Source organism: Mesorhizobium sp. URHB0026 (assembly GCF_054059755.1).
Window position 1 is genome coordinate 2,668,218 of the sequence record NZ_JBSSCN010000001.1, and the last position, 15,494, is coordinate 2,683,711.

The 15,494-nt window shown below is 63.8% G+C and carries 13 protein-coding genes; all 13 read right to left on the reverse strand.

Features of this window, described 5'->3' with window-relative positions; translation table 11 throughout:
* Positions 1–10: 10 nt before the first annotated feature.
* The 13 genes from ACVWWD_RS13125 to tssF are packed head-to-tail and all read right to left on the reverse strand — an operon-like array spanning position 11 to position 15,493.
* Positions 11–1,054 carry a hypothetical protein gene (locus ACVWWD_RS13125; protein ID WP_457103112.1) on the reverse strand — a complete coding sequence of 348 codons (1,044 nt, stop codon included), beginning with the start codon at positions 1,052–1,054 and terminating at the stop codon, positions 11–13.
* Positions 1,051–2,139: a DUF2169 family type VI secretion system accessory protein gene (locus ACVWWD_RS13130; RefSeq protein ID WP_352552508.1), complete on the reverse strand. Its 1,089-nt coding sequence runs from the start codon at positions 2,137–2,139 to the stop codon at positions 1,051–1,053. The genes ACVWWD_RS13125 and ACVWWD_RS13130 overlap by 4 nt, the downstream gene beginning before the upstream one ends.
* A gap of 3 nt (positions 2,140–2,142) precedes the next feature.
* The gene (locus ACVWWD_RS13135; RefSeq protein WP_156940030.1) at positions 2,143–2,583 is read right to left on the reverse strand and encodes a hypothetical protein; all 441 of its coding nucleotides are present in this window, start codon (positions 2,581–2,583) and stop codon (positions 2,143–2,145) included.
* 47 nt (positions 2,584–2,630) lie between these two features.
* Positions 2,631–3,032 (reverse strand): hypothetical protein, encoded by a 402-nt coding sequence (locus ACVWWD_RS13140; RefSeq protein ID WP_031252567.1) that lies wholly within the window; start codon positions 3,030–3,032, stop codon positions 2,631–2,633.
* A gap of 11 nt (positions 3,033–3,043) precedes the next feature.
* Positions 3,044–3,883 (reverse strand): PAAR-like domain-containing protein, encoded by an 840-nt coding sequence (locus ACVWWD_RS13145; RefSeq protein ID WP_023796341.1) that lies wholly within the window; start codon positions 3,881–3,883, stop codon positions 3,044–3,046.
* Positions 3,884–3,886: 3 nt separating this feature from the next.
* Complete coding sequence (tagF, locus tag ACVWWD_RS13150; RefSeq protein ID WP_457103113.1) at positions 3,887–4,426, reverse strand: type VI secretion system-associated protein TagF; 540 nt, start codon at positions 4,424–4,426, stop codon at positions 3,887–3,889.
* Positions 4,408–7,944, reverse strand: coding sequence for a type VI secretion system membrane subunit TssM (tssM, locus tag ACVWWD_RS13155; RefSeq protein ID WP_352552503.1), 3,537 nt, complete (start codon positions 7,942–7,944; stop codon positions 4,408–4,410). The genes tagF and tssM overlap by 19 nt, the downstream gene beginning before the upstream one ends.
* Position 7,945: 1 nt before the next feature.
* Positions 7,946–9,268 carry a type IVB secretion system protein IcmH/DotU gene (gene icmH / locus ACVWWD_RS13160; protein WP_352552518.1) on the reverse strand — a complete coding sequence of 441 codons (1,323 nt, stop codon included), beginning with the start codon at positions 9,266–9,268 and terminating at the stop codon, positions 7,946–7,948.
* Between the two features lie 4 nt (positions 9,269–9,272).
* On the reverse strand, positions 9,273–10,607 hold the full coding sequence (gene tssK / locus ACVWWD_RS13165) for a type VI secretion system baseplate subunit TssK (protein ID WP_023772867.1): 1,335 nt from the start codon (positions 10,605–10,607) through the stop codon (positions 9,273–9,275).
* 40 nt (positions 10,608–10,647) lie between these two features.
* Complete coding sequence (tssJ, locus tag ACVWWD_RS13170; protein ID WP_023772868.1) at positions 10,648–11,100, reverse strand: type VI secretion system lipoprotein TssJ; 453 nt, start codon at positions 11,098–11,100, stop codon at positions 10,648–10,650.
* A gap of 3 nt (positions 11,101–11,103) precedes the next feature.
* Positions 11,104–12,573: a type VI secretion system-associated FHA domain protein TagH gene (tagH, locus tag ACVWWD_RS13175; RefSeq protein WP_352552499.1), complete on the reverse strand. Its 1,470-nt coding sequence runs from the start codon at positions 12,571–12,573 to the stop codon at positions 11,104–11,106.
* Positions 12,570–13,655, reverse strand: a complete 1,086-nt coding sequence (gene tssG / locus ACVWWD_RS13180) for a type VI secretion system baseplate subunit TssG (protein ID WP_352552497.1) — start codon at positions 13,653–13,655, stop codon at positions 12,570–12,572. Before tssG ends, tagH begins: the two co-directional genes overlap by 4 nt.
* Positions 13,619–15,493, reverse strand: a complete 1,875-nt coding sequence (gene tssF / locus ACVWWD_RS13185) for a type VI secretion system baseplate subunit TssF (protein WP_352552495.1) — start codon at positions 15,491–15,493, stop codon at positions 13,619–13,621. Before tssF ends, tssG begins: the two co-directional genes overlap by 37 nt.
* Position 15,494 lies beyond the last annotated feature (1 nt).

Genomic DNA, 15,494 nt, shown 5'->3' on the forward strand with positions numbered 1-15,494 from the left:
CGTTTTGAGTTCAGCGGCGGGTCATACCGGCCATCACCGCGGCGGCACGCAGGCCGCCTTCGGAAGCCACCTCGCAGATGGCGGTCGGCCCCGGCGCATAGTCGTTCACAAAACTGTCAGCCGCCAGCATCAGGGCCATCGCCCCTCCGGCAGCGCCGATATCGCCGATCGTCATCGCCGGATAGGCAGTGGGCAGGATTTCACGGCGGGTGCGATAGAAGCGGGGACGGGCGATCAGCATTTCCCAGCCGCTGTACCGCTCGCCATTGCCGTTGCTAACGACGAAATTGATATCTGGTTCCGATGGTCCCGATCCGCTCACCGCATCGCGCAAGGCGCTGAGCATGGCGCGGCCCTGGCTATAGCGGTCCGAAAGCACCCTGTCAGTCTCCTGGGCTGTACCGACGCCATGAATGGCAGCCACCACCGCGGCCTTTCCTTCCGGCTCCCGCGTCAGCCGAACGAAAGCGGCGGCCTCGCCAGGCACGAGGCCTTGCGCGTTTTCCGCACCTTTGAGGCGACCGGCTTTGCCAAGTCGGGAAAGATCGGTCTCGTTGACGAGGCTGTCGACTCCGCCAAGCAGGACCTGTCCGACGTCTGGCTGCTCCAGCAGTTCCACCGCTCGATCGAGAAGGCCGACGCTTGCCGCCGCGCCACCATCGATCGCACGCGAGCCGGCGTGGAAGCGATTGCCCGTTGCCTTGATCACGGCCGCAAGAAAGCCGGATGGCGGGATATCATTGTATGCCGGATGATTGCGGAAGCTTTCGGGCGGGGCAAGCAGGATCGCCGTAGCCGCCGGGCCGGCCACACTCTTTCGCAACGCCTCGACAATGGCGCGCGACGCCATGTTGACGAGCCATGCGCCGTCGGTAGGACGCAACTGGTAATGGGAAGGGATTCGGGAAACGATTTGGACGGCACCAAGTGGCTCCAAAAGCGTTTTCTCCTGGAAGGCGGAGAGGCTGGCGCGGATCGCCGCCATGGTTTGCGGCGCATTCAGACCGCCGGGGGTAACCGCGCCGGCGCCGGCCACGTAAAGCGGGCGCTTCACGGCTGCCAAACCGGCTTGCCGCGCAACGACCCATCGCCGCCACGAGGAGACAGGTAGGCCTTGCGCTTGCGACGTGCGACAAGGAATGCAGGGGTCACATGTCCGAAGACGATTTCGCGCAACGCAGGGCCATTACGGCGGGTCACGAAGGATAGTCTGGCCTTCAACGTTACCCGTCGCAGATCGGGTTCGATGACAATCGTGTCGGCTTGAAAAGCACGCTCTTCCATCCGGTCGTCGAAAAGAAGCCTGATGGGCGCCACGACACTTGGCAAGCGAAAATCCCAGCGTCCATTTGGCGTAAGTCCAAGCAATGTTACATCTTCACCGGCCGCTACTTGTGGTAACCGCTGATCCGCCGGCGCGCACAAATGATGCCTCGGATCAAAATCTTTTGGCGGCAACGGCCATTGAGTGTCTATCCAATTCTGATCGTAAGTCCCGGCGAAGCCGAGGCGCGGCTGCCAGCCACGGGCGATCGCGCTGAAGCCCGCTGGTTTCGGTCTGTCGGATGGATTGAGAAAAGGCTCGCCGGGATAGGTAATGTTGGGGGCCTGGGTCCTCACCGCTGAATCCGCCGAAATGGCGTGATGGAAGCCGACGCCAACAGGATTGCGAGGATCCATCCTGCCGTCGGACGTACTGCCGCCGTAAGCACGTTCGTAAACGATCGGCATCGTCCTGAACGGGTTTGGCGCACTGTAGCTGCCCGCGTCATAGATTCGATCGCCGACGACGTTGAGCACTTTTCGGATACCGCCGACCCTCAAGCCAATCTGCATTTCGCGTACCGGCTTGTCGCTCGGGGCGTGGGCAGTTCCGTTAACGATCACTTCCGCATTCGGCTTCACCGGCGCAATGTCGGCCTCGTGGCGGATCGATGAAAGACCGGGCTCGCCAAAGGGCTCGTCGCCAAAAAAGACTGGCAGTTGCTCGTCAGCTGGCCTTAGGGACGCTGCTTGTTCCGGCGCTTCGAAGCTTGCGGAGAACATAGCGACCAGAATCTCCTGACCATCCGCGTTCGGCTGCACATGGGTGGCGGCGGCGAAGGGTGTTCGATTCTCGACCCATACAGCAAAGACCATCGTTCAGCACCAATGGCCATTCTCATCGAGGCCAATCGGCCAGTAAGGCATGCAGGCGACCAGACGGACCAGCTCTGTGTCATTCGAATCGATCAGCCATTGCAGCAGGAACTTGTCCGGTGCGACGCGCTGGCTAGGCGGCAGAGTTTCGTTGATGATTTCGGATGAGAGCCAGAATTTGCGTATGACCCAAACCACGTATGGGCTGGATGCGGCGCCGGCTACCTGCTTGTTGAAGGCGTCTTCTATCGCATCTTGGCGGCCTCCGCCTAGCGCCGAGCGATTTTCGATGATGGCCTCCCACCACGGAACCGCGATATCGAAAGCGCGTTGCAGATAGCCGCGGTATTGTTGGAACAGCTCAGCATGAGCGCGCCCGGACTGCTCGATGCCTATGGGATCACCATATCGGCCAGCGGGATAATAGTTCTTGACCTGCGCCATCAGACGCCTGATGCCGAGGTCGGTGCTGTAGAGAGTTATGAGCGGCATCAGACCACTTCTTCCTCGTCGTTCAGGCCGACGGGAATGAAACAAATCCCGTCGGTGAGTTCCTTCAAGTCCGGTGCGACGGCGGCGATATCGAAAAGCAGCCAATCGGCGGGACTCTGGATGTCTTCCTCTTCTCCGTGATCGTCGACTCCCCAGCGTTCCGACGCTTCCTGTTCGGATGGATTTTCCAGGACTTCGTCATTGGCTGCTTCGATCCGCAGATAGTATTTCCGGAAAACCGCAAGCACACGAGGATGCGCGCCCGGACCGGTTGGCCAGCGTTTCCATGCTATCTCTGGGGTGAGTTCGGCCTGAACGCCGTCCCACCATGCTTCCACGGTTGGAAGTATGCTTCGGAGTTCCTCGACATACTGTTCGCGAATCTCGCTGGTGGTTGGCATCGGCGACGTCCTCAGATCGGGCCAGGTACGGTATCGATGAAGTTCTTCGCATATTTTGCCGCGGGCGAGCCCTGAGCCTGGTAGCAGCTTCGGCAATGCGGCTTGACGGATTCAGCTGTACTGAAATGCTCCTTGAAAGCGCCCGGGCTCGGCTGCATGTTGCATCCGCCCATCTCCCACGCAACCGCGAGCGGTGGCTGATGGTCGTGGGTCATGTAATTCTTCATTTCCGACGTGCCGTCCGGATTGAAGGTCTTTTGCCTCTTGGCCTTGCCCGGCGCCCATTGCGTTGCCTTGGGCCTGCATTGCCAACACGGCTTGCCGTTGACCGCGTCGCGCTGCTCCGCCTTTCGGGAGGGCCGGCACGCTTCGGAATAGGGCGGGTCGCATTTTACGCTCTTCTCGGCGGCAGTGAGCTTCTTGAGGAATTTGTTGAACGCAGCCGTATCGATGCAGTTTAGCGGATTGCTCGCCTCGTTCTGACCCATCATGTCGCCATGACGGCCGACACCCTTGCCTTCCACCTTGACGACGAACGACCAGAGCTGGAAGACGCCTTTGCCCTTCGTCTTGTGGGTAATGACACCGCCGCCCTGTGTGCCCGCTTCGTTGCCCGTGCTCGTGGAAATCTCGGACGCATCCTCGAGCGCTGTCGGGTTGCCCCCATCGAACTTGACGCTCTTGCTGCCTTTGGAAAGATCGCTCGAAGAGAGCATATTTACATAAGGGACAGGCACCGGTCCGGTGGGCGGAGGCGGCGGACTGAGGCAGACATCGCCGGGCGCAATGCCTTTGCCGTCGCTTCCCTTGTGGAAGAAGCCCATGCCCTCCGCGTAGACGGTGAGACCCATGTCTTACAGGCCCTCTTTTTCAAGCCGCGCGCTTCGCATGGCCGGGAGGCCGTGCGCTGCGAGATCGTGGATGTCGGCGAAGCCAAATTCGTTTACTTGCCAATCATCCGACCAGAAAGCGATTGCCGACGCATCGCCTTGTGTTGCCGGCGGGGCAAGTGCTGCAAGCTTTTCACTCAGTTTTACCGTCATCCAATGGTCTTCGATAGTGCCCTTGATAAAACCGGCTATCGCATCGAACCACGGATCGCCGGGCTCGGGCGGCGGGCCAAGCCGCACGATCGCGAACGGATAGCGCCGGCCGACCCGATCCTCACTCATCCGCCACACGCCGGCGCAGGGCTGGTCGCCGAAAACACCGGGCTGCACAATGAAGCGCCAGGCACGCGGATCGAGGTCACCTTCGTCCGGCCGCGCCAGCAATTCCAGCGACATCCAGCGGTCCCAGCGGTCGATGAAAGTCCGCGGCAGGTTCGCGGCGACGAAGTCTCCGGTCGCCGGAATTTTGCCGAAGAAGCCAACGATCATATCTGCGGTGGACATGAGAATTTCTTGAACATTTGCAGATTGTAGGGATTTTCGACGCTGGCGGCCTTGAGTTCGAAATCAGCCCACATTCCCTTCGTGCCTAGGCGCAGGCTGTAGACATCGGACAACGACGTGGCGGCGAAACGACCGGCGCGCAGCATCCGCAGCCACGCCCAGCTCCCGGTCTCGTTGAGCATGATTTCGGGCGATCCGTCGATCGGCTGGAAGGCGAGCGAGATGACCCCGGTGCCGTCCTTGCCGGGCCACGTCATCGGTTGTGGCCGCGTCGCATTGTTGAAATAGACGAGGGTCTGGCCATCGAGATTGAGCGTCACGCGCGTGACGTTGGGAGACAGGTCTTTCGGTTCGAGCGTGAAGCTCATCACCGGCCCGGTGCCACCCGGAAAGAGATCGTCGCGGATATGCCTGGCCTGCTCGAACGCCGCCAGCGCCGAAGGATCGAGGCCGAAATCGGCGCGCCATTTCCACGGCTGGCTGGTGGTGTCGACATAGTTGATCAGGTGGTCGTTGATGAAACCGTCGATCAGTCCGGCCGGTCCGAACAAACGGGCGAAATCACGCACATTGACGTCCACCGCGCTGTCGGGGCTGAACGGATAGCGGTCGTTGAGCGCCGCCTGGCAGAAAGGCAATATGTCCGCCCGCCAGATGGCGTTGAGTTCCGAAGTGACCGCCTTTTGCGTCAAATTGCTGGTATCCCCGGCAATGCCGCCGAGCCAGGCGTTGATCGGGTCGGGCAGGATCTGTGCTTGCCTGGCGACCGCACCCGTCAGCTCGGCAAGGCCGCCCTGCTTCTTGATGGCATCCTGCGGATTGGGGTTCGCGGTGACCGTCTGCAGGACGTTCGACAGCGCGGTCAGCGCGACAACGGCGGCATCCAGCGCCGGCGGCTGGCCGTCGACCTCGGCAATGGTGCTCTTCAGCGGTTTGAAATGTTCGGCCACCAGATTGCCGGTCAGGTCCACCTCGCCGGCTGACCCGGCCCGGGGCAGCAGTTTCGCACCTGATGTCGCCAGCTTGCCGAGCTTGCCAAGCTTGCCGAGCAGTTTCGAGGCGCCCTTGGCCGCAGCCTTGTTGTCGGCGGGGGCGTCGTCGGAGCGCGTCAGTTCGGTCTCCTGGACGACCGCGGTCAGCAGCCGCTTCAGCGCTGAATCGGCGCTCGAGAGATCCTTCAGATTTTCACTGGCGACATTGAGGTCGGTCAATGGCGCGAGCCGCATGTCGCGCAGGAAGCTGTCCCATTGCGCGATGTAGTCGTCATAGTAGAGCTTCAGAATATCCTCGGACAGCGCCGAGACCGAGGTCTCGGAATTCTCCGAGCAGCCGCCGGCGAAAACCGCACGATCGAGCGCCGCCTGGGCGGCGACATCGTCGATTCGGTCGAGAATGGCGTCGTGGAAGCCGGCATAGGTGAAGGCTCCGGCAATCCCGACGCGAAGCGTTTTGTCGGAACGCCGCGCAAACACCTTGCCCCCATTGGGGCCGGCGAAATTGGCCGGGATCCACTCCTTGAGCCCGGACACAGCCGGATCGGCCAGCAACTGCTTGTAGGCACGCGCCGGCAACGAAATCGTGCACACCGTTTTCAACGCTTCGGCGACCAGCGCCTGGTCGGGTGCGACATAGCTTTCGTCGACCGCCATGCGGCGGATGGCGGCAAGCTGATGCTCTTCGGCATCGGCGGTTGGAAATGGTGCCGCGGCCGCGAATTCCGGCAGGCTGTTCACCCACCAATTCTCAGCGAAATCGGGGTCCATCTGCGATAACCCCGTCATCATGCGATAGGTCTTCAGCGCGCCGAGCATGAAATCCGGATCGCGGATCTGCCGCCACATGGTCGCCTCGAGCAGCGCGACCATTCGCGGCTCGAGCACGTTGCGCAGGGCGTGGTCGTAAGTGTCGGTCTGAGCCCGCACCAGTTCCGCCGAGGCCGATGGCCCCAGCAGATCCTGGGGCGCGCCCGGTGGTGCCGTCCGGGCGCTTGTGACCGCGTCCATCGCTTCGAGCGCTCCGTCCATGGCGGGCTGCTGCACCGATGCCGGGCTTGCTGCAGTTGCGGTCAGCGGCGTTTGCAGTGCCTCGAACTGGCTTGCCTGGGCCGTGATCGCGTTGCGGTTGTCGAAATAGGACCAGGTGAACAGCCCTCCGGCCAGCAAGGCCGCCGCGGCACATGCGGTCGCCGCGCCGCGCCACATCCAGGCGCGACGGCGTTGCGCCAGCGGGTCGAACGTGCCGAGGCCGGCTTCCCTGAATATGACGTCGGTGAGCAGGTTCTTCAGGAAGAAGCTGCGTTTCTCGACCCTCGGCGCGGGCAGGGCCCGCCGTGGCGGCAGGCCGAAGGACGATGACAGCGCCGCGGTCAGCCGATCGATGGGCGCGCCTTCCTGCGTTGCCGATGTGAAATAGAGGCCGCGCAGCCAGGCGGCCTCTTCATACCGGCTTTCGCCGAACATCGTCTCGACCAGCACCTGGATCGGTTCGGACAGGCTGGAGAGCTGAGCGGGAAACCGGAAGATCTCGGCGCGGGCGGCCAGCTTGTCTTCGTCTTCCAGGCGCGGCACCAGCCGCCGCTCGAGTTCCGTCGCCAGCGTTGAAATTTCGCGTTCGATGGTCTTGGCATCGACACGCGCATCCAGCGCGAAGGTCGTTCCCCAGACCTGTTCGCGCGAGGCGGTGGACAGGCCGCCGAAGAAAGCCTCGAAACCCCTGATCAGGTCGGCCTTGGTCAGCATCAAATAGACCGGAAGGCGGATTTCGAGCCGGTCGTTGAGTTCGGCCAGCCGGCGGCGGATCTTGCGGCCGTGTGCCTTGATGGCTTCGTCGCCCTCCGAAAGTACGTCGATCGAAAGCGCGACGATCACGCCGTTGAGCGCGCGGCGGCCGCGATGCTTCTTAAGAAGGTCGAGGAAGCCCAGCCATTCCGCCGCGTCGACATCGGGCTGGCTCTCCTGCTGGACATAGCGGCCGGCGGTGTCGATCAGAACCGCGTTCTCGGAAAAGAACCAGTCGCAGTTGCGCGTGCCGCCGACCCCTTGCAGATCGTCGGTGAGGTCGATCGGAAAATTCAGTCCGGACTGCCGCAAGGCCGTGGTCTTGCCGGTGGCCGGCGGCCCGACGATCACGTACCATGGCATCTCGCGCAGGAACTTGCGTCCGCCGAGCTTGCGGCGCTTCAGTTCGGCCATCACCTCGGCGAATTTGGCACCCACGGCGGCGACGTTCTCTTCGCCGGGGCTGAGCGGCTTTTCCGCCACGGGTGCTGCGATCTCGGCGACGAACATGCGGTTGGCGCGGATCGCCCGGCGCTGGGCGACGATCAGCCAGACCAGCCAGAAGATGACCAGCAGCGCGATGATGACGATGCGCACATTTTCGGAAGCGAAGGGTTCGTATGGACCGACCCTGACGATCGGACCGAACACCCAGATGACCAAGGAAAGCAGCGTGATGCCGATCAGCGTCCACAGCCAGCGCGACGTCAGGACCGCCCAGAGGAAGCGCAGGATGAACATCTCACAGCCTCTTTTCGACGAGCACCTCGACGCGGCGGTTCAAGGCTCGCCCCTCGCGCGTGCTGTCGCTGGCAACCGGGTCCGTGGCGGCGCGGCCCTCGGAATGAACGCGGTCCTGCGGCACCCCGTTTTGGACCAGCATGTCGGCGATCGTCTGGGCACGCGCCTCCGACAGGCGCTGGTTGGTCGACAGCGGATTGGTCTTTTGCAAGGGTACGCCGTCCGTATGACCGATCACCGTGATGTTCCCGATCAACTCCTGATTGGCGAGGATCACCTTGGCGATCGAACCGATCAGCGGCTCGAAGCCGTCGCTCAGTTGCGGCCGCGACGACTGGAACAGTTCGGGGTTGGAGGCCTGGATGATCAGCTTGGCTAGCGAAACGCTCTCGGTGCCGCTGAGGGCGGATTTGAGGTCGGCAGGCGCTCCAGCCTGGAATTCCGGCAACAGGGCAAAATCCACTTTCTCCGGCGGCGGGGCGTCGACCTTGGGCGAGGTCCGGGTGATGCTCCCCCGTTCAGGCGGCGGCAATGCGCGCACAAGGGCTGATAGTTCGACCGCCTGGCTGCTCAGTCCCATCGACAGCCCGATATGGATGGCCGTGGCGACGACCGCCGCGCCGACCGCCATGACCCAGATCGGTACGATGAAGCGTCGCGGCTCGTCGGATGCGATCACGCCCTTCCAGTTTGGCGACAGCGGCGCGCCTTCGGCGTCGGCGTCGCGCAGAAAGCGTGCCGCCGCCACGCGAACCGCATTGAGCGAGCGGTCGCCTGAGCGGCCGGGCACGCGATATTTGCCGCGAAAGCCGAGCGCCATGCAATTATACTGCAGCTCCAGCAATTCGCGGTCACGGTTGGGGTGGCGCTCGAGTTCGTCGAGACGCGTGAAGAACTGCGTGCCGGCATCGACGTCGCCGCGCAGCATGACCACGAGCGGCTGCCTCGGCCAGGCGCTGGCGCCGCCCCATGGCGTGTTCAAAGCGAGATCGTCGAGCAACGCCGCCACCACCCAGGCCGCCTGGTCGGCCCGCTCCAGCGAGGACCCCGCCGCCATTGCCATGTCGCGTGCCCGAACCAGTTCTTCGAGCAATCGGGTGCGCAACGCCTCCGGGTTCTCCGGCGCCAGCGCACTTTCAAGCTCGGGCGCGAATTCGAGCAAGGGCGCGAATGCGTTGACGAGCGCGTTCGGGTGGGTTCGAGACCGCTTGACCGCCGCGCCCGGCAATAGCGGCGCCATCGGCCGCGGCATCGGCGCGCCGGTCAGCCTTATGCGGGTGCGTTCGCGATCCTCCGACAGTCCGAAAGGATCATCGCGGCTCATCATCTCACCTGTTCACCGAATAGCAGTCCACCTGCGGTTCGCTCGGCAACACGCCCGAAACGCCGATGACGAAGCCGGGGGCATCGAGCAGCGACGCCCAGTGCTCGCTTTTCTGGTCCAGCTCAAGGCATAGCCGATCGCCGTCGTAAGGGATCTCGCGCGGCTGGGAATGAAGCGGTTTCAGCGGAATGCCGGGCAAACGCGATTTCCACAGCCCCTCGAACTGGTCGGCCGAGCCGACAGTCGCCTGGTTGACGAATATCTTGCGCAGCGCGTCTTCCGACAGCTCCGAACCAACCCGGATGACGATGCGGCTGGCGACCAGCAGCTTCGGGTTGTCGATGCGAATTTTCCAGACATTGGTCGAATGCCGCATGACCGGCAGCGCCCGTGATTTCGGCTCGATGTAGCGCAGGCTGAGGATGAGCGAGCGCAGCGCATCCGCCAGCGCCATGTAGGCTGGGCCTGGGGCCATGTGATCATACGCGGGCAACTCACCCAGCCGCCGCGCGCTCGAGCCATAGGTCGCCATCGAACCGGCTAGCCCGGCAAGTTCCAGGTAGAGCTCGGCCGGATGGAAGACGTCCTGCGCCAGCATGTGGACTAGCCGCGGCCGTGCGGCATTGGCGAGGTTGAGCATCAGCAGGTCTTCGACGCTGCGCCCCGGTCCGCCCATCACCATCTTGCCATGCGCCTCGGCGATCTGGTCTAGTCCCGTGACGACTTCCTGCAGCAATTGCCGATACCAGGCGACCGCGCCTGTCACCAGCGTCGGCGGCAGGAAGGTCTCGTCCAGCGAGACGCCGCCATCGGCTCGAACCCCCTTCAGGTCGGCGATCGGCAAGGCGGTGTAGCCGCCAACCGATTTGCCGGGTGCCAGCAGCAGCGCCTGCGGACGGGCGATTTCGATTTCTTCAGGATCCGAACCGCCCTGGACGGCGTCGCGCACCGAAACGATCCGCCCATGGTAGCGCGCGCCCGAGGCGGCGGCGTGTGCGGGATCGAAACCGATACCGCCGGGCGGCTCGAGCGGCAAAGCGACCAGCACCGATCCGGCGCCTGTGTCCGGAGTGACCGGCAACGGTCGCGGTGCGTCCATCATCTCTGGAATGGCGAAGGGTGTCCCATCCGGGAAGATGCCGCGAGCCGACAGGATGGCGACCTGGCCGGCATCGAGCAACGCCTGGTCCAGCGTCAGTTGTTGAAAGCCGAACGTATGCAACTGTCCGGCTTGCAACGCGCCGCGCACCGTCGCCTCGAAAAAGCGATCCTGCTGCTGGAAATGCTGGGTCCGCAGGAAAAGCCCTTCGGACCACAGCACCCTATTTGCATCGCTCATGCCGCTACTCTCCGCATCGAGCTTCCCCTTGCCCTGGCCGCTAGGCGGAAATACCGCCGCTGCCAAGTGTGACATTGATCGTGAATTTTGATCCCGACGACACCGACTTGGTCGTGCGCCAGTTTCTGCCGGTCGGCTCACGGATCAGCGCAACGAAGCCCAGCGCCGCCGCGTCCGGTTCGACGGTGATGGTCTTGGACGCCGATTTCCCCGGCCCGACGGCGATCTGGTCGGATCCGATGAGATCGCCTGCCAGCGCCGAGCCGGCATCGCCCTGCAGGGCAAAGTAGTCGGCGGAATTGAATTTGCCGGTGCTGCGGAGCCGCATGACGAGAACTGTCACCGGCCGGTCGCCGCCGCCTGGTCCCGGGTTCATGCCGGCCCCGCCGGACACGTTGACGGTGATCACCGAAGGTTTCGGCGGACCGCTCTGGCAAGCCGCAAGCAGTCCAGTCGCGCCAAGGGTAACAACGAATTGACGTCGATCGATCATGTCTCACTCCTCCTCATATGCATCCCGAAAATCAGCGCCGATTTCGCCAAGGAAGCTTTTCTCGGCGCTCTCGGCGATTTCACGATGGCGTTTCTGGTAAAGCTCCCACAGCTTGGCGCTGCGCCCGCCCGCAAGCAGGTTGCCGAGCGCCGAATTCGACTTCAGCTCCTGCTCGATCGCCGCCGGCTCAAAACGGTCGACCATACGTCGCAAAGCGGCCTGCACGCCGCGCCAGGCGCGCACGTGGTGTTGCGCGAGATCGCGAACCGCGTCGGCGATTGCCGCTTCGCCGGCGAGAAATCCGGGGCTGCGCTCGGCGATAAGCGTGACGATGGCGTCGTCGACTGTCGGCAGGAACTTGAGCGGATTGACTTCGGATGCCCCGACCATGGTCTGGGCGACGCGGGCGTTGCCCTTTTCCTCGGCCCGCTTGCGAAGAAGCTGCATCAGGCCTTCCATCATCAGCCGGTATTCGCGGCCGAACTTCTCCATTTCCGCGACGCTGTCGCGTCCGGGGAAATCGGCTTCCTCGACACCCATGCCGCGCAAAAATGCGGAGCGAAGCGCCGTGTCCCCCAGTTGCGCCTCTGCCGGCAGGCGGGCAGGTTTTGCGGCAGCGCCCGTCCGCGCTGGGGCGTCTGCTGCCTGCACAGGCAGATCCCAGGGATTGGCGGATTGCGGCCGTGAGGCGATGCGCTCACGCTGTCCGTTCGAGCCGACGCCGTTTGCCGAACTTGGAGCGGCCGCTGGTCCGAAACCAAAGTCATCATTGAATTCGAACGGCTTTCCGGCGGCGGCTTCAGTTGGGCGGTTAAGAGAAGGCACCGGATCGATGCTGAACGGATCCGCGAAGCTTGCCGCACTGCCGGTTTCGGGATGAGGATCAACGCCCGTCGACCCAGGCGTCGAAACCGGATCGAGGCTGAACGGGTCATCGAAAGCAGGCGAGCTGCGCTGACTGGAAGCGGCACGCTCGAATGCGCCAGCAACCGGCTGCTCGAACGGGTTGGGCAGATCGGCCGGTCGTGGCCGTCGCGGCTCTTCCTCGACCTTGGCGGAAAAGAAGTCGTCACCGCCGATGCTTATGGGCCCCCGCGATGCCTGCGGCAGGCGTTCGGGAACCGGCTGGCTGGCTGCTGCCGGTGCCTGGGCGGTTGGCGTCTGCAGGTCGACATGGACGACATAGTCGCCAAGCCTCAACCGCATGCCGCTTTGAAGGCGCGTCGACTGACCGGCACCGAGCGGGCTGTCGGAGTCGTTTATGTACAGTCCGCTGCTCGACGTGTCGGTGACGAAATAGCCGTCTCGCCCGCCCGTGATCCTGCAATGGGCGCGGGAAACGAACATGTCGGGATCGTTGATCTGCCAGCCTGCGTCGGCGCTGCGGCCGATCACCAGTTCGCCTTGGTCCAGCCGGGTCTGCCGTACCGCCTGGGTGCGTGGCCCTTGCTCCAGCGTCAGCAGCAGGCTCATGCCGCGACCCCCGCCATTTCCGGCCGCCATCCGACAATTGTCCGCAGCCGCAGATCGTCAGCATCGCCCCTTTCGGCGGGGCGCGCAAGCCAGGCGGTCCGGCCGAGCTGGACCGCGCCGATACGCGGCGGCGGCACGGCTTCGCGCGCCAGCACGATGCGCAGGTCGACATCGAGCGTCTCCCCGACCATGTCGCGAACGGCCTGCTTGAACAGTTTGTGGCGCGAGCCTCCCGGCAGGAACGCCTTGAACTCGTCGAAGCCGAGAGGGCCGACGCGCAGTTCGATCCTGCTTTGGCGGTTGAAAACGCGCGGGCCGATCGTCGCTCCCCGGCCAAGCCCCGCATAGGCTTTCGCGAGGCGCGTCTGCAGCCCGGTCGGAATGGTTATCCAGGCGGCGATGAATTCCTTGATTTGAACCGGCACCCTGAAGGCTTCCGCCAGGAACAACGTCAGCCGTTCCGGACCATCGATCTGACTGGCGAGCGAAGCGGCTTGCCGAAGCCTGACGGTGTCGAGATCAGGGTTCTGGGTTCCGGGAAGCCCGATCCCCGCCATCGCTTCAAGCATGGCGCGAACGCGGCCGCCGACCGCGCGCTCGACCTGGACCGCCGGATGCGCATCCGCCCAGGCGCGGTAGTAGAGGGCGATCATGCGGTGCTGAAGGATGTTGACGAAGTCCACGAAGGTCGTGTCGCTGGTCTGCTGTGAATCGGCGCCGCCGAACCAGCGCTGCGACAGGCGGTCGAGCACCCAGCGCGTCAGATGCAGCGGCATTGGGCCCTCAGGTCCCAACAGACCGAGATTTGCAACCGTGACCCGGGCCGGTGCCTTGTCGCTGGCCTCGCGAAATTGCACCAGGTCCCGCGCGGAAAAGGCCAACCGCACATGCTGGCCGAGCCTTGCCGGCTCGCGGTCGGGGCGTCCGGAATGGCCGAACAGGCCGCTCCGCTGCTCGAGACGGCGCAGCAGTTCAAAAAAGTCGAATCCTTCAGACAGACCTTCGGCCCGGTCCGGGCCGGCCTTGTCTAGATCAGGCGTCTTGTCTAGATCAGGTAGCGATTGCCGGGCGTCATCGGCCATGGCACATCCTCCTGCTTCTGCAGCAGCCGCGTGCGGGTTCGCACGAAGCCGTTTATTCCGGCATGACGGGCAAACAGCCGCGCCAGCAAGGCCGACAGCAGCAAGGTGCTTTGCCCGGCCAGCACCGACTGATCGACATGCAGCGTCACTTCAGTGCCACGTCCGAAGCACATCGGCCCGTCGATCTGCAGTCGCTCGATGACCGACCGCGAGTCGATGCGCACGATCGAATGCACGTTGCGGGCAAGGCTTGGATCGCCCCGATCGGCATAAAGATCGAGCAGCGCATGCAGCGGATCAACGCCCCGGCCATCCTTGGCAAGGCTCAAGAAATTGAGCGCCAGCTGCGCCACCAGTCGCCAGGCAAGATCGTCGGCTCGGGATTCACCATCGGCTCCGGCGGGCAGTGCCGCGGGGATGGCCGGCTGCGGTGGACGCAACGCGCCGAGCAGTCGGACGGATTCGACCGGATCACCGGCCTCCAGCGTCAAGGTCGGATTGTCGTCGAGGATCGGCAGGTCGCGGTTGGTGCAAAGCGCCATGATGTCGAGACGCTTCAACGGCCGGTTCGCGGGGTTTCCAAGCGGCCGCGATACGGCCAGGAAAACGTCGTCCCCGGTGTATGATGTGCGGGTCAGGCCGTCACGCCGTTCATCCTCCGTTGCCCGGCGTGGGCGCCGCTCCGTCGAATATACCCAGCCACTGCCGCGGTTCTGCCCGAGGCTGAACAGCTCCGGTATCTCGGCGTCGCTGCCTTCATTGTCGGCATCCTCGACGCGCAGGACCCGATAGATCTCAAAGTCGCGCGCCCGCGTGCGGTCGGCGTGCAGCACCTGCCGCGTCTTGCGCTGATCGAGCTCGACGACGTTGCACTCACGCTCGAACAGATTGATGATCGGCGTCGCGAAAAGCTCGAAATCCGCCGGCGTCAGGTCGGCGAGTTCAGGCACCCGGCGGCGGAACAGGAAGATGATCTCCAGTCCGGCCTCGCATTTGCGCACCACCTGTTGCAGTCCCATGACCCGCGCATAGTGAAAGCGCTCCGGCATGATGAAGTATTCGCGCAGCAGGCGGTAACCTTCGAATGTCGGGCGGGTGCGCGGCATCAAGGCCTCGTCGTCGCTAATGCCGACCATTTCGGGTGCCGGCAAGGGCGACAGCCGGTTGGTCTTGCCTTCCGGTCGTGCGCCAATGGCCACGCAAGAGCCGAAAATGGCGTCGAACAGAAGCGGCGCCTTGGTGCGTCCAGCAAAATAGAGGTCGAGCCGGTCGAGCGCCAATTCGTCGAGTTTGCCTTTTCCGGTCCGCGTCAGCGCGAGGCGCAGCGCCGCCTCGCCGGCGATGCCGCCGATCGGTCCGATGCCGGCCGCCGCCAGCGCGCTGCGATCCTGAAAATAGCTGACCGAAGTGATCGCTATTGGCCATAAGGTCATGTCCTGTGCGGTCGAGAACGTGCAGCGCGTTGACAGGCCGGGTTGCAGGCTGGAGACCAGCCGCGTGTTGCGCTTGACAACGTGGCCGGTCGGCATGGTCTGCACCTGCTGTCCGGGTTTCAGCACCGCCATTGCCGTTGCCGGCGCCGGCGTGACGAGATCGGGATAGAGGACATCGAGCACGCTGCGCGAAAATCGCGAGCGCTCGGCGTCGACCTTTAGTCGGGTACGCGCGGCGAGGAAGGCGACACCGTCCAGCAGCCGTTCGACATAAGGATCCGGGCAGGGCACCGTATCGAGGGAGAGGTTGCGCGCCACCGCCGGATGCATGTCGGCGAATTCCGCCGCAAGGCCGCGGATATGGGTCAGTTCCTCCTCGTAATATTCGACGAAGACCCGGTCCATC

Coding starts and splice junctions, on each gene's coding strand:
- ACVWWD_RS13130 (WP_352552508.1), bottom strand. CDS start 2,139: ATGGTCTTTGCTGTATGGGTCGAGAATCGAACACCCTTCGCCGCCGCC.
- ACVWWD_RS13140 (WP_031252567.1), bottom strand. CDS start 3,032: ATGCCAACCACCAGCGAGATTCGCGAACAGTATGTCGAGGAACTCCGA.
- tagF (WP_457103113.1), bottom strand. CDS start 4,426: ATGTCCACCGCAGATATGATCGTTGGCTTCTTCGGCAAAATTCCGGCG.
- tssJ (WP_023772868.1), bottom strand. CDS start 11,100: ATGATCGATCGACGTCAATTCGTTGTTACCCTTGGCGCGACTGGACTG.
- icmH (WP_352552518.1), bottom strand. CDS start 9,268: ATGAGCCGCGATGATCCTTTCGGACTGTCGGAGGATCGCGAACGCACC.
- tagH (WP_352552499.1), bottom strand. CDS start 12,573: ATGAGCCTGCTGCTGACGCTGGAGCAAGGGCCACGCACCCAGGCGGTA.
- tssM (WP_352552503.1), bottom strand. CDS start 7,944: ATGTTCATCCTGCGCTTCCTCTGGGCGGTCCTGACGTCGCGCTGGCTG.
- tssK (WP_023772867.1), bottom strand. CDS start 10,607: ATGAGCGATGCAAATAGGGTGCTGTGGTCCGAAGGGCTTTTCCTGCGG.
- tssF (WP_352552495.1), bottom strand. CDS start 15,493: ATGGACCGGGTCTTCGTCGAATATTACGAGGAGGAACTGACCCATATC.
- tssG (WP_352552497.1), bottom strand. CDS start 13,655: ATGGCCGATGACGCCCGGCAATCGCTACCTGATCTAGACAAGACGCCT.
- ACVWWD_RS13145 (WP_023796341.1), bottom strand. CDS start 3,883: ATGGGTCTCACCGTCTACGCGGAGGGCATGGGCTTCTTCCACAAGGGA.
- ACVWWD_RS13135 (WP_156940030.1), bottom strand. CDS start 2,583: ATGGCGCAGGTCAAGAACTATTATCCCGCTGGCCGATATGGTGATCCC.